Genomic DNA, 17566 nt, shown 5'->3' with positions numbered 1-17566 from the left:
CGTGGCCATCGGCCACGGGGATCTTCTTTCACGCGCAGACCTGACGGTCACGCTGGGCGTGCTCCAGCGCCTCGTCGAGGGCGACCTGGCCGCGCTGGACGTAGTCCTCGCGATCCTTGGCATCGAACTTGACGACCTCGGGGTGGGCGTCCTTCCATGCCTTCATGGCCTCCCCAACGTCCTCGTAGCACCCGGCCGCGAACTCGTGCTCCAGCCGCTCCCGGCGGCGGTTCGCGACGTCGCGCTGGGTCACCTTGGTCTCGAACGCATCGCTCCACTGCTTCCCGGCCGCGCGCATCGCCTTCAGCTCGGCCGACAGGTCCCGACCGACCTCGAACGCGTCTGAGCGGGCCTTCTTCTTGGCCTGGCGCAGCTCCAGCTGCGCCAGCACTGCCGGATCCACGTACGCACCCCAGACGTCCAGAACGCGCGACCCGACACCCTTGGGCACATGCGCCTCAACCGGACGTTGACCGGCCGCTAGCCGTGCTCGGGTCTCCTCGTCGAAGTCCGCGAGACCGACCCTCATCGCCTCAAGCTCCGGATCCGGTTTCTTGAAGCGCAGTCGCCGCAACGGTGACACGTAGGGTTCCTCCTCGGCCGGAGCGGGAGCGGAGACCGGGGGAGCCTCGTCGACCACGCCCTTGGTGGGCATGGTGGGAGTGGCAGCGGACGCCTGCTCCTCGTCCGAAGCGGGAGCGGAGAGATTTACAGCGCCACCGAACAGGCGTGCGTAGATTTCCTCGGTTGTCTCGGGTGCGTCCTGCTGTACGGCGACGGCCGGAGCGGGGACCGGAGCCGTGACCACCGGCTGCCGGGCCAGGCGCTCGTTCTGGGCCAGCTGCTGGTTGATAGCGGGCCTGGTGAGGTGGGCCGCCAGTCGGGACCCACGGGCCCTCCGGTAGACCGGTTGGCCGTCGTCGTTGGTCTTCTCGGCGTCGTTCATGCCGAACGTCCAGTTCCTGGTGGAGCGGTCTGGGTTGGGTCCGACGTCGACGCCGTGCTCTGCCAGGACGGTGTAGAAGCTTTCCTCGTCGATGGACCGGGCGTCGGCCAGCGCGGCCTCGACGCGGGCGGTGAGGTCATCGGTCCAGATGTACTGGCCGTTGGCGCGCATCTCGATCTTCTTGGTGCTGTCGTGCAGCTGGCGGTGGGCCTTGAGCTCGGTGGTCTGGGTGAACCCGTTGGCGGCAAGCACGGTGTCGTGGGTGCGGGCAAGCACGCCGTGGGTTACCAGTGAAGAGTCGAACGACCGCCCCGTGACCGGGTGCACCGACGAAATGATGATGTGATTGTGGAGGCATCCGGACTTGCCGTCGAGCTGGGTGACGACGATGAACGGACGGCCACCTGCGATGGTCTTGCCGAAGGCCACGCCGAGCTCGTTGGCGCGCTCCCAGTCCTCGGGATTGGTGGGGTCGAGTTCGTGCTTGCCGAAACCCTGCACGAGCGCGTAGCCCTCGACGTAGCCCTTGAGCTTCTTGGCCCGACGACGGTCCGAACGCGACTGTTCCTTGAACGATGATGGGTGGCATCCGACGCCGGTGGCGACGACGTAGCGGTCGCCGACCTGGCCAGCCTTGTCGTTCAGAACATAGTCGACGACCTTGTCGATGGTCCGCGTCGGCTGGCTCATGATCACCGCCACGGCGCGCCCCCATACGTCCGGTTGAGCAGGCGCCCCAGCTGGTTGTTGGTGCGGCGCAGCTCCTCGCGGATGTTTCCCAGCAGGGCCGCGATGTTCGGATTCTGGCTGGTGGTGCGCAGCGTTTTGACGAGCGCGTTGATGCCGTAACCGACCATCCGCGTCTGCTTCTCAGCTGCGGCCACCTGATCGGCCAGCTCGTCGAGCCTGGCCAGTGCCGCCGGGTCCACGGCGGCACGTTCGGTCGCCTGTCGGACGCCCGTGGCGCCCTCCAGGACCACTAGTCGCAGTACCTGCGACCACGTCGTCGGCTTCGCCGACGGCTCACGCTGCTCGTCCATCGCCGTGCGCATCGCCTCCAGCGCTGCCCACGTCTGCTCATCGAGCCGCACCGTGAGTGACCTCCCGAACGTCGTCGTGCGCTGACGAGTCCGCTTCGCGTTCTCGGTCATCTCACTCCTCCCTTCGGTCGATCCGGCGAGAACTTCGCCTGGCATGACGAAGGTGCTGACGCACCCCGTCTACCTGCCAGTCTACGTTTTCGCCGGAAGAATGACAAGCATTTTATCTGTCGGACATCGACGCTCCGCGTCGAGTCCTCCAGATAATGCCCGGCTCTCCCCGCTGCGCGGGGCCCCTCAGCCGATAGGCGCTGCCGCGCCCAAGATATCCAAACGCACCACAGCCCCCGAAACCTGTCGGTCATCGGGGGCTGTGGGTGCTGACGTGGGTGGCTATGCCGCCGGTGTCGGTCGCTGCTGTGTGCCCATTACCTCGTTGGCGATGGACCGCGCCGACGTGAGCAGATACTCGCGGTCGCCCTGGACGTTGCGCAGACGAGCGATCGTCAGCAGGGCGACGTCCCGCTCCCGCTCGACCCTCGCCAGCACCTGCTTTATCACCTCGGTTTTGGCATCTGGCTTGGCCGAAGCCTCGACCAGCTTCGTCACCTCGTCGACGAGACGCTGGGCGCGCTTCTCGTCATTGTTGTCACGACGGACGGGGCCGATGCCCACGACGTCGTACAGCTGCACGGCGGCACGGTAACGAGCCAGGCCACGCGTGGCCAGTTCGTCGGCGATGGACTTCTCGAGCGCCTCTTCGGCGTTGAGCTTGTCAATCTCCGTCTGGAGCTCGGCCAGCCGCTTGGCGCGCTGCTCCGCGCGGGAAAGGGGCTTGTGATTGGCGGTCATTATCATGGTCTTCCTGGGCGGGCGCGCTCGCGGTCCTGCCCCAGCAGGACGTCCCTGCCCGTCGACGCCGACCGGGAGGTCGGCGGCCAGGAGATCTTCGGCGACCATGAGGCCGCCCTGCGTCATCCTTTGCCTAGAGCTCGCAGTGCTTCTATTGTCGCACGGAGGACTCGAGTTGCCTACGGACGCTTCATCGCTATGCGTTCATACGCCCGGCGGAGCCGCTTGAGGCACATCATGATCACGACCAGAAAGTGTGTTCCTGCCGCGATGGCGATGCCCGTCCACGTCGTGCGGAGCACCCCCTGGCGCATCCACCCACCCGCACCCATGACCACGAGGTAGAGCGTGAGCGCGAGGCCCCAGACGATGGCCCAGATCGTGTTGGCCATGCACTCGTCGACCAACCGGAAGTCGACCTGGTTCAACCGCTTGTCCTGACTCAGAGAGGTGCGGAGCTGGAAGAGGAAGATCGACATCGCGAACAACAGACTGGCCACAATCGAGACACCGGCAACCGCTCCGCCGACATCCTGCAAGTTCGCGCCCTTGACCCCAGCTGCGGTCCCGATGGCGATCGGCACAAGCAACTGGCTGGCCCACGCCAGCCAGTCGGGCTTGCCGGTGCGGTCGTCATAGAGCGTGCGGAAGTGGTCAGCAGGGACTCGCCACAGCGCCGCCTTGCCCATGCTCCATCACTCCTTCGGTCGTTTGCTCCAGATCGGATTCCACTCGCTGTTCTGCCGCTCAAGAAGACCCTCAACGCGCTCGGTGCAACGCGTGACGAACTCGTCGTCTGTGAGCGGAGGGTCCCCGGCATCAGAGAGCAGTTCGCGGATGGCCGGTCCAGACTCTTCGCCCAGCAGGAACTTCTTGGTGCGGCCGCCCTGCTCCATCGTCACGTACACCTCGTGATCGGGGTCGAGATCCTGCACCGAGACCACCTGCTTCAGGACGTCTTGCCGGGACAACTTGCCGAGCAGAGCCCGAGGGAAGTGCTTCATGCCGCGCTCAGGCCGCGCAAGGTAGGAGACACGTCCGACCTTCACATCCGAACCATCAGCCAGGTCCACGCTCTTGCCGGTCGTGCGCACCTCGACCTCGGTCAGATTCGCTAGTTGCAGCCAGTTTTCCGCTTCGACGGCTTTGCCCGTCTCCATGGTCACGGTGTCCATCGTCTTAGAGAAATGGTGCTTGAACATGGTCATGATTCGACCGCCAGCGGACCCTCGCGACGACTCTTCAGCCAAGAAGTAGGCACGCTCGCCGACCTCGGGCACGAATAGCAGGGCCCGGTTGGAGCCGACAGGGGCCTCGTCGTCGGTGATCGTGTGGACAACCGAGCCGGTCTTGATGTCGCGCACCTCGCCGGGCTCACCATAGGAGCCGACGCGAAGATCGAGAAACTCGATACGGGCACCGAGTCGGAGGACAGACTCGACGCGGACGTAGGTCTGCTGCCTGCCGAACGCCTGATCCTCCTCGGGGATGGCAGTAACCCAATCGTGGAAGACCTCGAGAAGGTCGGCGTCGTCGAGGTCGGAGGGCGCACGGGTCGCGCCGTTGTGAACCCGTGCTTGGTGGAAGGTCATCTCCGTGACCGTAAGGACTCGTCGGCCCATGGCTACTCCTAGATCGAGGTGCCTCCATCATCGCGCAGCCCACTGACAAAACGTGGCATGGCATCGTCGCGGCCTTACGTCCGCCGGGATCGAGAGCGCTGCCCGACCCCCACGAGAGGATGTACCCATGCACCGCAACGACGCCGACATTATCGACATGAACTCCCGCTGCAAGGCGATCGGGATCTACCACGCAGTCTCGTGCCGAGACGCTGCCAGCCTTGAACGAGACGGCAAGCCCTACATCGCACTGAACGAACTGCCATCCTCACCCGAGCACCCGCAGGTCGAGATCCTGTTCGGCGGTGACGATTGGTTCCTAGCTGATCCGCGCACGGATCTGGAGCCATTCACACCCGCTGGCTGATCCAGGTCTTGGCTTCCTGGCTGATCTTGTCGGCGGTCCACTTCTCGTCAGGCGTGCCCTTCTCAGCCCACCAGCGTCCGGGGTGGAGAGTGTCCCACTTCGTGCGCTTACCACCGTGACGATTCTTGCCCGGGTCGTGATTGCCGAAACCCTCGACGATGGCGTTCCACACGCAGGCCGACCGGTTGATCATCAAGGACTCGGCCAACGGAATCCAGATTGGCTCTACCACGAGCCAGCGGGCGTAGAAGTCAGCGACGTCAAGGTTCTGGGCAGCGGCGATGGACTCGCTGTGCTCCTTGAGCCGGTTGAACAGGTACTTGCCGCTCACCTGGCCCAGGGCAACCGTGCCCTTCCTGCCGCCGCTGGGGATGGCCTTACCGACGTAGATGGGCTGAGAGAACTGACCGTCGCGATTGCGACTGGCGAGTTCTGCGTAGACCGGGAAGTCACCGATGTAGTAGATCGCGTACACCCCGGCTCCGGGGAACGGCGGAATCTGATCGATCTCGACTGGATCCACGCGGAGCATCGCGCTGACCAAGGACTCGCCGATGTTCTCGGTGTCGAGCGGGTTATAGGGCTTGGACATCTCAGGCATGGGGAGCCTCCTCCATCATCTGCTTCAGTTGGAGGTCCATCTCCTTGCGTGCAGCGGACAACTGGAGGTGATTCGCTACCGACTTCAGCACCGTCTCTGCGAGCACGACAGGGACAGCGTTGCCGAGCTGGCGCATCGCCTCGGTCCAGGCTCCGTGGAGTTCCCAACGGTCTGGGAAGGTCTGGAGCCGGGCCGACTCGCGAACTGTGAAGTACCGCACTCGGCCATCGGGGTACAGCGCCATGTTCTCGCCGCCGGGGACGCCATGGTCGCCAGCCTTCAATGCCTTAGCGGGAAGATCAATCGCGCTTCCGGTATGTCCGGCGTAAGCTTTCGCACCGTCTTGGCGGACATGATTCAGCCATGTGCGCGAACCACGAAGCGTGGGCTCCGGCAGGTCTGCGAGAGCCTCACGCACGGTACGCCACGGCCGGAGCCCGTCGTCGCGCGGAACCCGCGACGGGATAGCCCGCTGCGATCTACGCACCCCAAGGCGATCCCAGTACTCACCCGTGGCCTTGGACCGCTCAAGCGCCGCCTTCGAGTGCGTCGGAAGGGGAAAACTCCACTCGGCGTCCTGGTCGGACCGAAATCCGACGAAGAACACACGATGGCGCTGCTGGGGCACGCCGTAGTCTGCGGCATTGACCAAGGTTCGCACGAGGTTGTAGCGGAGATCAGACGCGATGACCGTGTGCTCCCCTTGGAGGCGACGGTAGTGATCCACCCATGATTCCCCAGCCCGGCTGACAAGCTCGGGGTGTTGCAGCTGAAGTTCGATGTAGTTCAGGTAGTTGGCGAATGCGGAGCGGGTGAGGCCCTTCACGTTCTCGATGACGAAGGCGCGCGGCCGCAGCGTGCGGATCACCTCGACCGTTGCCGGGAACATGTCACGAGCGTCATCCGCAGCCCTGCCCTTGCCACCCAGGCTGAACGGCTGGCAGGGTGGCCCACCCGCGACCAGGTCGATGCCGTCCTTGACCCCAGACCAGTCGATCTTGCGGACGTCACCCTCGATGACTTGGCAGGTGCCCGGAATAGCCGGGTGGCCATTGGTCTGATTCTCGCGCAGGGTGTCGCACGCCCACAGGTTCCACTCGGCCGCGACCTCTGCCTGGAAGCCAGCCATGTGGGCGCCGATCAACAGACCGCCACCACCGGCGAACAGCTCCACACTTCGCATGACACCATCATCCCCCGTCGAGTCGTCGTCGGCCAATCCAACGCGCTCAACGACGAGATCACCAGATGCTCTCATTGTCCTCAACTTCCATCCCTCCAGTAGTACCTCAACGGTTTCCTGGCGGGACGTCCCCGCCTCGCCTCTATCCCTTCGGAATGAAGTCTGCCTCTAGGCACCGACACGGCCGTAGCGCCCAGTGCCCGCAAGCGCTGCGTACAGCGTCGTGCGGGCCACGCCGAGGTCTCGGGCAATTCTCGCCTTGGAGACGCCCTCCTCGACGCGCTGGCGCGCCTGGGCGATCTGGTCGGGCGTTAACTTCGGCCCACGGTCGTACTTGCCCGCTGCCTTCGCTAGGGCGATGCCCTCGGCCTGGCGCTCCCGGATCATCCGCCGCTCCAACTCGGCCACGGCGGCGAAGATCGTCAGGACGAACCCGCCGCTAGGGGAGTCGGTGCTGAGCTCCGGCATGTCGACGAAGCTGACCTTCACGCCGCGCTCGCCGAGGTCGCGCACCAGCGTCAACAGGTCGATGGTGTCGCGGGCCAATCGGTCGGGACTCTTCACCGTGATGACGTCGCCCGCGCAGACGCAGTTCAGCATCGCCTTGAGCTGCGCCCGGCCGTCAACATCCTTGCCCGATGCCTGGTCAGTGAAGAGTTTGTCGACGTCGCCCAGAGCTTCGAGCTGCCGTGCGAGGTTCTGGTCGCTCGACGACACGCGGGCGTAGCCGACGGTCTGGCCTACAACCCGGGTCATTTTCTCCGACATGTCCAACAACCTCTTGAGACCACTCGTCGTTTCTGTCCAATGGCACTCTACCCCAACCCTGATGGACGCACCGTAGCCAGTACCGGGGAGGTGTCCACCAGGTACACCCTGATGGACAGTGCAGCAGGGCCCGGCCTGACGGCCGGTGTTACCAGTGCAACAGGTGTGACGGACATGGCAACCAAGGCCCGGCCTGCGGCCGGACGGCTTCGCCCGGACGGGCCTGACGGCCCGCCGGTCTCGCTCTCTCTCATCACAGAGCACAGTCAAGGGTGCTACATAGGTGTGCTTCGAGGTCGGATGTTCCCTTTTTAGCCAGGATGTTCCCTTTTTGTTCCCGTTTGAAATGGCGAAAGGGAACGGTTGAAAGGGGATCTGACTAGGTGTTTTAGATGGATGTTCCCGTTGTTACCATTTGATAGAGCAACTTACGTGCGCGCGGGCTCGCGCGCACGCACGCGCGCATGTGCTGGTTCTCCCGAAAAAGGGTAACAACGGGAACATGGGCCGATTTCTCCTGGTGTATCAGGAGATTCCGCGTTCCTGTTTCCCGCTGGAAGGGGAACAAAAAGGGAACATCGACCCCTGAAAAGGGAACAACGGGGCCTGCGGCACGTGCCGCAGGCCCCGTTGGTGGTGGGTGCCCGTCGCGCCAGGGCAGGCGACGGACAACGTTGGTGGCCAGCTGGGGCAGCACTGCGCGTGCACGGGCGCCCCAGCCGCCCTGGGAGTCGGCAGGGAGGTCGAGACCGTCCCAGTCGCGGAGCTGGTACCTGCTGACCAGCGGCTCGGCGGCATCGAGGTGCCGCCCGATGCGCACCTTGCCCTCCTGGTAGGCCCAGCAACCATCGCCGCGCAGCGTCTGCTGCAGCCTCTCGTAGAAGGTGTTGCGGCCCATCTTGACCCCCATCTTGTTGCGTATCGCCCACGCGTCGAACAGGTCGAAGATGAACTTGGCCGGGATGACGTCCCAGGCCAGCTCCGAGCTGATCTCGGACCAGAAGGTCTGAACCGGGTCGTTGTCGCGCTGGAGCTCCTCGGTGGCCCGGAGCACCGTCTCCGGGATGTCGAAGGTGTCGAAGTCCATGCGGAGCAGCTCCCACTGGATACGCTCCAGGACGTCCTTGCGCCGGAGGTAGTCCTTCTTGATGTACTTGCGCTCGGCCGCACCCTTGAAGGTCTTGAGGAAGGGCATGACCATGAGGCGGCGATAGAACGAATCCGAGGTATCCGGCGTGCGGAACTTGGAGTTGAAGCACTGGACCTGGAAGCACTGGACGATCAGCTCGATCGCCGACTTGTACTTCCGGTTCACACGGAACTTGTCGCCCGTCGTGAAAGCCTTCCACCGCGAGACGTCCTTCGCGAAGGCGTTGACCGGGTTCTCGTGGGTCAGCACCGCCATGATGCCCGGGGTCTTCTCGATGTAGGCGTCCTCGGCGAATTTGTCCAACGGGATCGACAGCGACGCGCCCTCGCCCAGGATGTTCTCGATGATGCTCACGATGGTGCCCTTGCCGTTGCTGCCCTGCTCCGCGTAGAACAAGGCCACCTTGTCCCAGTCCGTACCGGGGCGCAGGCAGGCCGCCATGCACTGTTTCACGAAGTGCGCCATGCGCTCGGCCTCCGCCACCTGGTCGGGGTCGTTCTCGTCCATGCAGAACAGGTCCACGAGCCAGGCGTTGAACTCCCAGACCCGCTGGTCGGGCATGGGATCTGCACCACGCTCGGGTTAACTATCTCGTCGATGCTGGTCTTATGGATGAGCACCCGCTCCGGGGTGAACGGCTCCAGCGCCTGCTTCGGCCGGTTGAACATCCCGTTGTTCACCGCGACGTAGTCGGGGTCGTAGCGAAGAACCACACGAGGGCAGATGTCAGCGAGCGCGGTCAGCACCTCCTCGAAGTCAGCCTTGGTGAGCGAGTTGTTGAACTGCCGGGCCATGGCTCGGATGTTGTCGTTCTCGATGTCGTACAAACCGGTCCGGGGGCCCTTGGTCTGGTAGACGCCCACGACGTCCAAGTCCCGGCTCCCCGTCGGTCCCGTCAGGCCGATCCGCTTAGTGTGGTGCAGCTCCCGGAGAATCATGGCGATCTGGTACGTGGTCAACGTCTTCAGCATGGGCAGGCGCTCACGTCCGGTACGAGTGGTGTTCTCAGTCCCGATCGCGAGGTTCACCTTCTCCAGGAGTTCGGACTCGATCGTGGACGGCGCCGGAGGGTTCGACCTGTCCAGGTCGGCCAGGTACGAAGCCGTGGTGCTGCGGATGATGTCGTTGAGGGGCGTGCTCATCGTCACCACCCCCGATGGGCTCGCGTGGGGGGACGCCAAGCTGGTAAGCTGAACACCGTTCAAGCCGAACATCTTGACGAACTTCGTGATTGCCGCCTTGTTTCCCCGGGGCGGCTTTCTTGTGCGCTCATGAGATCACGCCTCCTCGCCGTGATTGGCGAAGGCTGCGGCGATGCGGGCCTTGCGCTCAGGGGTGAACCTCGGTGCCATCTTGATGAGCTCGGCCAGCAGTCGATCCTGCTCAGCCTCGATGGCCGTTTCCTTGGGCGCGACGAGCGCGGCCACGTCCTCGGGCCGGAAATACCAGGCCCGGTTCTTCTTCTGGACGCCGTGCAGCCGGCCAGCCTTGGCGAGCTTGCGCAGATAGTCCTTGTCGTAGCCCGTTGCATTGGCGGCATCGAGCAGAGAGACGGTGTAGGGATCGTCAGGGTGAAAAGCAACAGACGTTGCGGTCATGATCGGAAAACCTCACGTGAGATCTTCCGGAACCCTGTCTGTCGTTCGGCCTTATTCTCCGGCTCATATCGGGGGCTCAATCACACCGAGTTACTACCTCGGACCCCGTGGGCTTCTCCCATTATAGCCGGTGTTGGCCGGATTTCACTACCCAAGCATCTCGATCTTGAGGTCGGGATCTGCCACGGTGCGGGGGAGCTTTTCGAGTTTCTTGGGCCGTCCGCCCGGCAGCAGCGTCAGGGTGAGGATCTCGCCCACGACGATCCGCCGGTGGGCCATGTCCAGTTCTGCCCATGCCTCCTCGATGTCTGGAGCTTCGGCGAGTTGTTGGCCTACGGATTCGGGTCCGGGCGCGAGAAGCCCGTCGATCTCTTTGATGCGGCCAACCAACCGTGGTGCTTCCTGCCGTACCTGGTCGGCAGGCAGGAGGCCGTCGGTGACGAGGCCGGCCAGCGAGTCGTACCTGGTCTGGAGTGCCAGCCGCTCCGCCCGCAACTCATCTCGCTTCATGCCGTCGTCCTGCTGCGGGCTGAACAGGTCTGCCGCGTCAGGCTCCTGGAGCCGGGCAAGCACGATACGCTCGACGAGTTCGTCGATCGGCTCGGCCACGCGTGACAAGTGATTGTGAGTCAGGCACTTGTAGATGCGCTTCGGAGCGGTCTTCACCACCTTGCCCGACTTCAACGTCCGGTCAGGCGCACAGTAGAAACTCGTGTACATCTTGCCGCCACACTTGCCGCACCTCAGCAGGCCGGACATGAGGTACCTGGGCTCGGTGCCCCAGTTTCTCCGGCGGGCCGGGTCACGCAGCTTGGCCTGGACGGCGTCGAACACGTCAGCGGTGACGATGGGGTCCCAGATGCCCGGATACACCTCGTCGGTGAGCGCCCCGCTAGCTTTACGCTTCTGTGCATCAGGCTCCCACTTCGTGATGACGCCCTTGTATCGGGCGTTCATCAGCAGCGACCGGATGTTGTTGTTCGACCAGGGCAAGCCCCTGCTTGAGGTGAATCCACCCGCATTGAGGTCACGACACACCTGTGCCAGCCCGACGCCGGACAGGTAATCCAGAAAGGCTTTCTCGACGGCGGCCGCCTCGTCGTCAATCTGGGTGATGCCGTCGTCGTCGTAGCCCAGAATCTTCACCCGAATGATGGGCAAGCCCTTCCTGCGCCGGGTCTCGTTCGCGCCGATGGACCTCTCCGACTTGCGGCGGATCTCAAACCGGGCCACCGCTGCGAGCATGGTCGCCCGGAGCTCACCGTCGGCCGTGGTGAGGTCGATCTCACCGTCGACCGTCGCCACCCTGGCCTTAAGATCAATCAGCTTCACCAGATCCTGCAGCGTGCGCAGCAGCCTGTCCAGGTCGCGTGCAACGATGACGTCGAACTTGCCCCGGCCCACGTCAGCCAGAAGCTCGGCCCACCGTGTCTTCTCGTCTCGGCGCTTCGTCGCCGAGACACCCTCGTCGATGTACTCCGGCCCGTACAGCCAGCCGCGAGCCTTGCACAGGGCCTTGATGCGGCGCCGCTGGGTCTCCAGCGTCAAGGATTCGTCATCGGTCTCGTCAGCCTTGGAGACACGGAGGTAAGCAGCAGCAACGGTCATGTTCGGCACTCTACAGAACATCAACGTCATAAAGTCGTGAAGTCGAGGTACTTCAAGTTGACATTTTTGTCAGCTTGAGGGCCTGTACCGCCGCTGCGGTGCGAGGCGGTCGTGGGGTGACGATTTTGTCACGGGGCGTCACTCGTCGTCACAGGTGTGGCTCGGCCGTGTGTCTGGTGACAAAAATGTCGCCAGACACCACGAACCTCTGCCTCGTGGTGTCCAGTTGTTCCAAGCAGTGGCTGCTCCAGTCAGGGGCTGATCCGGGGCCGGGCAATTCCCGACAGGGTTGCTCCGGGGCCGGGCCCGGTCGTGGCTGTTCATCGGTGGCTCGCGGCCTACCGGCGCGAGAATGGTGCAGGTGCGATAGGATGGACAGGTGAACCGTGTTGACGGAAGGCTCACTGCAGACCTCGATCCCTTCGACCATGGCCCTCAGGACGAGTGTGGTGTCATCGGCATCTATGCCCCCGGTGAGGACGTTTCCAAACTCGTCTACTTCGGCATGTACGCCCTGCAGCACCGCGGGCAGGAATCCGCCGGTATGGCGGTCTCGAACGGTAGACGAACCATGGTCTTCAAAGACATGGGGTTGGTCTCGCAGGTGTTCGACGAAGCGACCCTGAACTCCCTGGCGGGGCACCTGGCCATTGGCCACACCCGCTACTCCACCACCGGCTCGAGCGTGTGGGACAACGCCCAACCGACGTTCCGGTCCATGCCAGACGGCGGTGGTCTGGCTCTGGCGCACAACGGCAATCTCACCAACGCCGATGAGCTCGAGCAGCTCATCGCCCAACGCAATCCGGAGGGCACCGTCCCGCACAAGGAGCGCATGGACTCCTCCAACGACACCTCCTTGGTGACGGCACTCATGGCCACCTACGACGGTTCGGTCGAGCAGGTGGCCGCGCAGGTGCTGCCCAAGCTGCGTGGTGCCTTCAGCCTCGTCCTCATGGACGACAACGCCCTGTACGCTGCTCGTGACCCACAGGGCATTCGTCCGCTCGTGCTGGGGCGTCTGCAGAATGGTTGGGTCGTCGCCTCCGAGACGGCAGCCATCGACATTGTCGGCGGCACCTTCGTGCGTGAGATCGAACCCGGCGAGATGGTGACGATCGACGAGGCCGGGCTGCGCACCCGGCGATTTGCTGAGGCCCGACCCAAGGGCTGCATCTTCGAGTACGTCTACCTGGCTCGCCCCGACACGATCATCTCGGGACGCCGGGTGCACAACGTGCGCGTCAAGGTGGGCAAGATCCTTGCCCAGGAGGCTCCGGCAGACGCCGACCTCGTCATTCCGGTGCCGGAATCGGGCACGCCGGCGGCGATCGGGTATGCCGACGAGTCGGGCATTCCCTACGGCATGGGACTGGTGAAGAACAACTACGTCGGGCGTACCTTCATCCAGCCCTCCCAGACCTTGCGCAACCTGGGTATTCGTCTCAAGCTCAACCCGCTGCGTGACGTCATCTCGGGCAAGCGTCTGGTTGTCGTCGACGACTCGATCGTGCGTGGCAACACCCAGCGTCAGCTCATCCGCATGCTGCGCGAGGCCGGTGCCAAGGAGGTGCACGTGCGCATCTCGTCCCCGCCGGTGCAGTGGCCGTGCTTCTATGGCATCGATTTCGCCACTCGGGCCGAACTCATTGCCCCCGGCCTGAGCATTGACGAGATCTGCCGGTCCATCGGTGCGGACTCCCTGAGCTACATCAGCCTGGACGGGCTCATCCGTGCCACCCACGTGCAGCCCGACGAGCTGTGCCGGGCCTGTTTCGACGGCGTCTACCCGGTGGACGTCCCCAAGGGATCGCAGGCCATGCTCGCCGATGCCACCCTTGACCCCCATCAGCTCACCCCGAAAGACGAGGACTGACCAGTCATGACCCACGAAACCGCGTATGCCCGCGCCGGTGTCGACATCGCTGCAGGTGACCGCGCCGTCGAGCTCATGAAGGAGCATGTGGCTGGTACCAGGCGCCCCGAGGTGCTGGGCGGTCTGGGGGGATTCGCCGGATTCTTCGATGCCGCGACGTTCAAGGACTACCGACACCCGGTGCTGGCCACCTCGACGGACGGAGTGGGCACCAAGGTGGACATCGCCCGTCGGATGAAGGTCTACGACACCATTGGTTTCGACCTCATGGGCATGCTCGTCGACGACCTGGTCGTGGTGGGTGCCGAGCCGCTGTTCGTCACCGACTACATCTCGTGCGGCCACGTGGATCCCGAGGTCATCGCCTCGATCGTCAAGGGGATCGCCCAGGCCTGTCAGAAGGCCGGATGTGCCCTGCTTGGCGGTGAGACCGCGGAACATCCCGGGTTGCTCGCCCCCGACGAGTTCGACGTCGCTGGAGCCACCACAGGTGTCGTGGAACGCGACGAGATCCTCGGCCCCGAGCGCATTGCCGAGGGCGACGCGCTCATCGCGGTGGCCTCCTCGGGGCTGCACTCCAACGGCTACTCCCTGGTGCGCCACGTGCTGCTGGAACAGGCCGGCTGGACGCTGGACCGGCACGTCGACGAGCTGGGACGCACCGTGGGTGAGGAGCTCCTGGAACCGACGATCGTCTACGCCGCAGACCTGCTCGCCCTGGTCCACCATGGTGAGGTGCACGCCATGTGCCACGTCACCGGCGGCGGATTGGCCAACAACCTGACCCGCGTCATGCCCAGCCACCTGACGGCCACGATCGAACGATCCACCTGGTCCCCGGCCCCCATCTTCCGGATCGTCCAGAAGGTCGGAGCCGTCTCACAATCTGATATTGAGGAAACCCTCAACATGGGCGTCGGAATGGTCATCGCCCTGCCGGACGATCAGGTGTCCGAAGCCCTGGAGTTCCTGGCGGGACGTGACCTCACCGCATGGCAATGCGGCACCGTGGCCTCCCGCGAGAGCTCCGACGTGCCTGCTGTCTCGCTGCTCGGTGGGTATTCCATGGACTGATGCGTCAACCTTTTGCGCTCAGGTGAGGGGCGTGCTTTGGCACTGACCCGTCGCCTCCGGTAGCCTGTGTCTCACGACAGTAATAGGACCTACGGCGGCAATGCCGCGATGACAAGCGAGGGGGTCGACCCATATGGGGCGCGGCCGTGCAAAGGCGAAACAGACCAAGGTCGCTCGCGATCTGAAGTACCGTTCGGTGAACATGGATCTGGAATCCTTGGAGAGAGAACTTCGAGGTGATCGAACCCATGAACAGACTCACCACGACGATGACGGATTGTCCGACGAGTACGCCGATCTTGCCGAGAAGTACGCACACTACGGCGAGGACGACTGAACTCAACCAGCCATGACTGGTGCTCAGCAGCGGCTAGGCCCGACAAGGCCAACCCTGCTCTTTCACTGTGGTGAACCTGTTCCTTCAAGTGGGTGAGCGTTGTGGACTGGCACCCGGATCGTGTTGTTCCGGGGTTCCACTGCGCCGTCATGGGTCTGCCCCATGCGCGCAAGGTCCCCGGTGATCCGGACGGTGAACTGACGGCCACCTTGGTGGCCAGATGCTCCCAGCCACAGCAGCAGCGTGCCGTGCTGTACATCCATGGCTGGTCCGACCTGTTCCACCAGGCCCATCTGGCAGCTGAGGTCGAGTCATGGGGTGCAGACTTCCATGCTCTCGACCTGCGTCGATACGGACGCAACATCGTGGCGGGGCAGCGCTCTGGCTGGATCGACGACCTCGGCGAGTACGACGAGGAGATCGACGCAGCGATGGGCGCCATCCTCGCCGATCATGACTCCGTGACCCTCATGGGACACTCCACCGGCGGCCTCATTGCCTCGCTGTGGGCAGATCGACACCCACACACCGTCGACGGGCTCATCCTCAACTCCCCGTGGCTCGACATGCAGGGGTCGGCCATCACCCGATCAATGATCAGTGCCGCGAGCAGAACCATGTGCCGGGCAGATCCCGATGCGGTGATCCGACACTCCGAGCGCGACAACTTCGGCCGGTCGATACGCAGGGCCGATGGGGGAGAGTGGGACATTCCCGAGCTGAAGAACCCCCAGGACGCGCCATTCAAGGTACGAGCTGGGTGGCTCGCCGCCATCGTCTCCGGGCAGGAGCGGGTACGTGCCGGGTTGAGCATCGACGTACCGGTGCTGTGCCTCATGTCGGCGCGCAGCGACCTGTCGACGACCTGGAACGAGGACATGCGGCACGTTGACACCGTTCTGGACGTGGAGCGGTTGGCCAGCGCAGCGGTACATCTGGGTGCCCACGTCACCGTGGCACGCATCGACGGTGGCCTGCACGACCTCGTCCTGTCCGAGGAGCCTGTCCGCGCCGAGGTGTTCGAGCAGATGCGCACCTGGCGAGACGCCTGGGTGACTCCCCATTCTCGGACCCGCGCTGTGGACCATTGCAAAAAGGATTGAGCTCTGCGAGAGTTGATCTGCTGGACGCAGGGGTTCAGAGGCCGTTCGTGTGCGTGGATGCTCACGATGAGGACGGTCCCACTGCTGATGTGAGGTAACGATGAACGGTAAGAAGATCGGGGCACTGGCTACCGCGGCAGCCATTCTGCTGACGGGTTGCGGCTCCAACGGCGACGGGAGTGCTGACGACAAGTCGTCGGATCAGGTGGCGTCGTCCCCCAAGGCAGGCGGTGCCGGCGGCGAGGTGGGCGTGTTCACCTGGTGGGCCGACGGATCGGAGAAGAAGGGCCTGGACGCTCTGGAGAAGTCGTTCAAGAAGCAGTACCCCAACGACACATTCGTCAACCTGGCGGTTGCTGGTGGATCCGGGTCCAATGCCAAGGCCAAGCTGGCCTCCGACCTGCAGAACGGCAACCCGCCCGGCTCCTTCCAGGGACACGCTGGTGCCGAGCTCACCGACTACATCGACAACGAGCAGATCGAGCCGGTCGACGACCTCATCAAGGAGCTGGGTGGCGACTCCGTGCTCCCCAGGACCCTTCTGGATCGTCTCACGGTGGACGGCCACATCTACTCCGTACCCGTGGACATACACCGCTCCAACGTCGTGTGGGCCAACACGGCGGCGCTGAAGAAGGCTGGCATCAAGGACACCCCGTCCGACGTCAAGAGTTGGCTCGCCGACCTGCAGAAGGTCAAGGATTCCGGGGTGGCCACTCCGCTGTCCATCGGTGGTACATGGACCCAGACCGAGTTGCTCGAGTCGATCCTCATGGCCAACCTCGGTGCCGACGGCTACTCGGCACTGTTCACCAAGGACGGCAACTGGAGCAGCCCAGAGGTCAAGGCCTCCATCGAGGACTTCAAGAAGGCTCTGAGCTTCGCCAACACCGCCTCTGACGGGGACGACTGGCCAGCTGCCACCGACATGGTGTCCGATGGTAGCGCCGCCTACAACATCATGGGCGACTGGGCGGTGGCCGAGTTCGACTCCAGGAACAAGACCTTCGGCAAGGACTACACCGCCTTCGCCCTGCCCGGCAAGGGGGACGTCTACGGGTTCCTGGCCGACTCGTTCACCCTGCCCACCGGCACCAAGAACCCGGAGGCCACCAAGGACTGGCTGCGGTTCGTGGGTTCCAAGGACGCTCAGTCCACCTTCAACCAGATCAAGGGCTCGATCCCCGCTCGTACCGACGTCTCCCCAGATGGTTTCAACGCGTACCAGCAGAAGGCCATGAAGGACTTCAAGGAGAAGAAGATCGTCTCCTCGATCGCCCACGGGGCTGCCGTTCCCCTGGCCTGGAGCTCAGAGATCAACACGGCGATGAGCAAGTTCCACCAGGACAAGAACACCGACAACTTCGTCTCGGCCCTGGTGGCTGCGCACGACAAGTACGCCATGTGAGTCTGTTGCGCTGGACGAGCCTTCAGACAAGAG

At 64.0% G+C, this 17566-nt stretch carries 18 protein-coding genes; 6 read left to right on the top strand and 12 right to left on the bottom strand.

Annotated features, from left to right (window positions below; all coding sequences use genetic code 11):
* Positions 1 to 28: 28 nt before the first annotated feature.
* The 5 genes from ACP8JZ_RS07850 to ACP8JZ_RS07830 form a co-directional block, all read right to left on the bottom strand.
* Positions 29 to 1636, bottom strand: coding sequence for a relaxase/mobilization nuclease domain-containing protein (locus ACP8JZ_RS07850; protein WP_306517236.1), 1608 nt, complete (start codon positions 1634 to 1636; stop codon positions 29 to 31).
* 2 nt (positions 1637 to 1638) lie between these two features.
* Positions 1639 to 2097, bottom strand: coding sequence for a hypothetical protein (locus ACP8JZ_RS07845; protein ID WP_306517235.1), 459 nt, complete (start codon positions 2095 to 2097; stop codon positions 1639 to 1641).
* 282 nt (positions 2098 to 2379) lie between these two features.
* Positions 2380 to 2964, bottom strand: coding sequence for a hypothetical protein (locus ACP8JZ_RS07840; RefSeq protein WP_306517234.1), 585 nt, complete (start codon positions 2962 to 2964; stop codon positions 2380 to 2382).
* Positions 2965 to 3017: 53 nt separating this feature from the next.
* Positions 3018 to 3527, bottom strand: a complete 510-nt coding sequence (locus tag ACP8JZ_RS07835) for a hypothetical protein (RefSeq protein WP_484482362.1) — start codon at positions 3525 to 3527, stop codon at positions 3018 to 3020.
* 6 nt (positions 3528 to 3533) lie between these two features.
* Complete coding sequence (locus ACP8JZ_RS07830) at positions 3534 to 4430, bottom strand: hypothetical protein (protein ID WP_484482361.1); 897 nt, start codon at positions 4428 to 4430, stop codon at positions 3534 to 3536.
* 157 nt (positions 4431 to 4587) lie between these two features.
* On the opposite strand from ACP8JZ_RS07830, the gene ACP8JZ_RS07825 reads away from it, so the two are divergent.
* Positions 4588 to 4827, top strand: coding sequence for a hypothetical protein (locus ACP8JZ_RS07825; protein ID WP_306517231.1), 240 nt, complete (start codon positions 4588 to 4590; stop codon positions 4825 to 4827).
* Here the strand turns inward: ACP8JZ_RS07825 and ACP8JZ_RS07820 are convergent.
* The 7 genes from ACP8JZ_RS07820 to ACP8JZ_RS07790 form a co-directional block, all read right to left on the bottom strand.
* A complete protein-coding gene (locus ACP8JZ_RS07820) occupies positions 4811 to 5428 on the bottom strand; it encodes an Eco29kI family restriction endonuclease (RefSeq protein ID WP_306517230.1) in 618 nt (205 codons plus the stop codon). The two genes, ACP8JZ_RS07825 and ACP8JZ_RS07820, sit on opposite strands and share 17 nt — an antisense overlap.
* On the bottom strand, positions 5421 to 6602 hold the full coding sequence (locus ACP8JZ_RS07815) for a DNA cytosine methyltransferase (protein ID WP_484482360.1): 1182 nt from the start codon (positions 6600 to 6602) through the stop codon (positions 5421 to 5423). The genes ACP8JZ_RS07820 and ACP8JZ_RS07815 overlap by 8 nt, the downstream gene beginning before the upstream one ends.
* A 177-nt stretch (positions 6603 to 6779) precedes the next feature.
* Positions 6780 to 7379: a recombinase family protein gene (locus tag ACP8JZ_RS07810; RefSeq protein WP_306517228.1), complete on the bottom strand. Its 600-nt coding sequence runs from the start codon at positions 7377 to 7379 to the stop codon at positions 6780 to 6782.
* Positions 7380 to 7767: 388 nt separating this feature from the next.
* Entirely contained in the window at positions 7768 to 9036 is a 1269-nt protein-coding gene (locus ACP8JZ_RS07805) for a phage/plasmid primase, P4 family (protein ID WP_484482359.1), read from the bottom strand.
* A complete protein-coding gene (locus ACP8JZ_RS07800) occupies positions 8979 to 9671 on the bottom strand; it encodes a hypothetical protein (RefSeq protein ID WP_484482358.1) in 693 nt (230 codons plus the stop codon). The genes ACP8JZ_RS07805 and ACP8JZ_RS07800 overlap by 58 nt, the downstream gene beginning before the upstream one ends.
* Positions 9672 to 9806: 135 nt before the next feature.
* Positions 9807 to 10127 carry a helix-turn-helix domain-containing protein gene (locus tag ACP8JZ_RS07795; protein WP_306517225.1) on the bottom strand — a complete coding sequence of 107 codons (321 nt, stop codon included), beginning with the start codon at positions 10125 to 10127 and terminating at the stop codon, positions 9807 to 9809.
* Positions 10128 to 10274: 147 nt separating this feature from the next.
* Positions 10275 to 11735, bottom strand: coding sequence for a recombinase family protein (locus tag ACP8JZ_RS07790; protein ID WP_306517224.1), 1461 nt, complete (start codon positions 11733 to 11735; stop codon positions 10275 to 10277).
* A gap of 379 nt (positions 11736 to 12114) precedes the next feature.
* Between ACP8JZ_RS07790 and purF the strand changes: the two genes are divergently transcribed.
* The 5 genes from purF (at position 12115) to ACP8JZ_RS07765 (ending at position 17533) form a co-directional block, all read left to right on the top strand.
* On the top strand, positions 12115 to 13611 hold the full coding sequence (purF, locus tag ACP8JZ_RS07785; protein WP_484482357.1) for an amidophosphoribosyltransferase: 1497 nt from the start codon (positions 12115 to 12117) through the stop codon (positions 13609 to 13611).
* A gap of 6 nt (positions 13612 to 13617) precedes the next feature.
* Entirely contained in the window at positions 13618 to 14685 is a 1068-nt protein-coding gene (purM, locus tag ACP8JZ_RS07780) for a phosphoribosylformylglycinamidine cyclo-ligase (protein ID WP_484482356.1), read from the top strand.
* Positions 14686 to 14818: 133 nt separating this feature from the next.
* Complete coding sequence (locus tag ACP8JZ_RS07775) at positions 14819 to 15022, top strand: DUF3073 domain-containing protein (protein ID WP_021105074.1); 204 nt, start codon at positions 14819 to 14821, stop codon at positions 15020 to 15022.
* A gap of 101 nt (positions 15023 to 15123) precedes the next feature.
* Positions 15124 to 16125, top strand: coding sequence for an alpha/beta hydrolase (locus ACP8JZ_RS07770; protein ID WP_484482825.1), 1002 nt, complete (start codon positions 15124 to 15126; stop codon positions 16123 to 16125).
* A 100-nt stretch (positions 16126 to 16225) separates the two neighbouring features.
* Positions 16226 to 17533: an ABC transporter substrate-binding protein gene (locus ACP8JZ_RS07765; protein WP_484482355.1), complete on the top strand. Its 1308-nt coding sequence runs from the start codon at positions 16226 to 16228 to the stop codon at positions 17531 to 17533.
* Positions 17534 to 17566: the final 33 nt, after the last annotated feature.

The organism is Cutibacterium sp. LaCa_286 (assembly GCF_057198075.1).
Note: the sequence above shows the minus strand (reverse complement) of the source record. Positions and strands in the feature narration are given on the sequence as shown.

What these genes read in the sequence shown, in the direction of transcription:
- ACP8JZ_RS07850 (WP_306517236.1), bottom strand. Translation starts at nt 1,636, where the DNA reads ATGAGCCAGCCGACGCGGACCATCGACAAGGTCGTCGACTATGTTCTG.
- ACP8JZ_RS07845 (WP_306517235.1), bottom strand. Translation starts at nt 2,097, where the DNA reads ATGACCGAGAACGCGAAGCGGACTCGTCAGCGCACGACGACGTTCGGG.
- ACP8JZ_RS07840 (WP_306517234.1), bottom strand. Translation starts at nt 2,964, where the DNA reads ATGACGCAGGGCGGCCTCATGGTCGCCGAAGATCTCCTGGCCGCCGAC.
- ACP8JZ_RS07835 (WP_484482362.1), bottom strand. Translation starts at nt 3,527, where the DNA reads ATGGGCAAGGCGGCGCTGTGGCGAGTCCCTGCTGACCACTTCCGCACG.
- ACP8JZ_RS07830 (WP_484482361.1), bottom strand. Translation starts at nt 4,430, where the DNA reads ATGACCTTCCACCAAGCACGGGTTCACAACGGCGCGACCCGTGCGCCC.
- ACP8JZ_RS07825 (WP_306517231.1), top strand. Translation starts at nt 4,588, where the DNA reads ATGCACCGCAACGACGCCGACATTATCGACATGAACTCCCGCTGCAAG.
- ACP8JZ_RS07820 (WP_306517230.1), bottom strand. Translation starts at nt 5,428, where the DNA reads ATGCCTGAGATGTCCAAGCCCTATAACCCGCTCGACACCGAGAACATC.
- ACP8JZ_RS07810 (WP_306517228.1), bottom strand. Translation starts at nt 7,379, where the DNA reads ATGTCGGAGAAAATGACCCGGGTTGTAGGCCAGACCGTCGGCTACGCC.
- ACP8JZ_RS07805 (WP_484482359.1), bottom strand. Translation starts at nt 9,036, where the DNA reads ATGGACGAGAACGACCCCGACCAGGTGGCGGAGGCCGAGCGCATGGCG.
- ACP8JZ_RS07800 (WP_484482358.1), bottom strand. Translation starts at nt 9,671, where the DNA reads ATGAGCACGCCCCTCAACGACATCATCCGCAGCACCACGGCTTCGTAC.
- ACP8JZ_RS07795 (WP_306517225.1), bottom strand. Translation starts at nt 10,127, where the DNA reads ATGACCGCAACGTCTGTTGCTTTTCACCCTGACGATCCCTACACCGTC.
- ACP8JZ_RS07790 (WP_306517224.1), bottom strand. Translation starts at nt 11,735, where the DNA reads ATGACCGTTGCTGCTGCTTACCTCCGTGTCTCCAAGGCTGACGAGACC.
- purM (WP_484482356.1), top strand. Translation starts at nt 13,618, where the DNA reads ATGACCCACGAAACCGCGTATGCCCGCGCCGGTGTCGACATCGCTGCA.
- ACP8JZ_RS07775 (WP_021105074.1), top strand. Translation starts at nt 14,819, where the DNA reads ATGGGGCGCGGCCGTGCAAAGGCGAAACAGACCAAGGTCGCTCGCGAT.
- ACP8JZ_RS07765 (WP_484482355.1), top strand. Translation starts at nt 16,226, where the DNA reads ATGAACGGTAAGAAGATCGGGGCACTGGCTACCGCGGCAGCCATTCTG.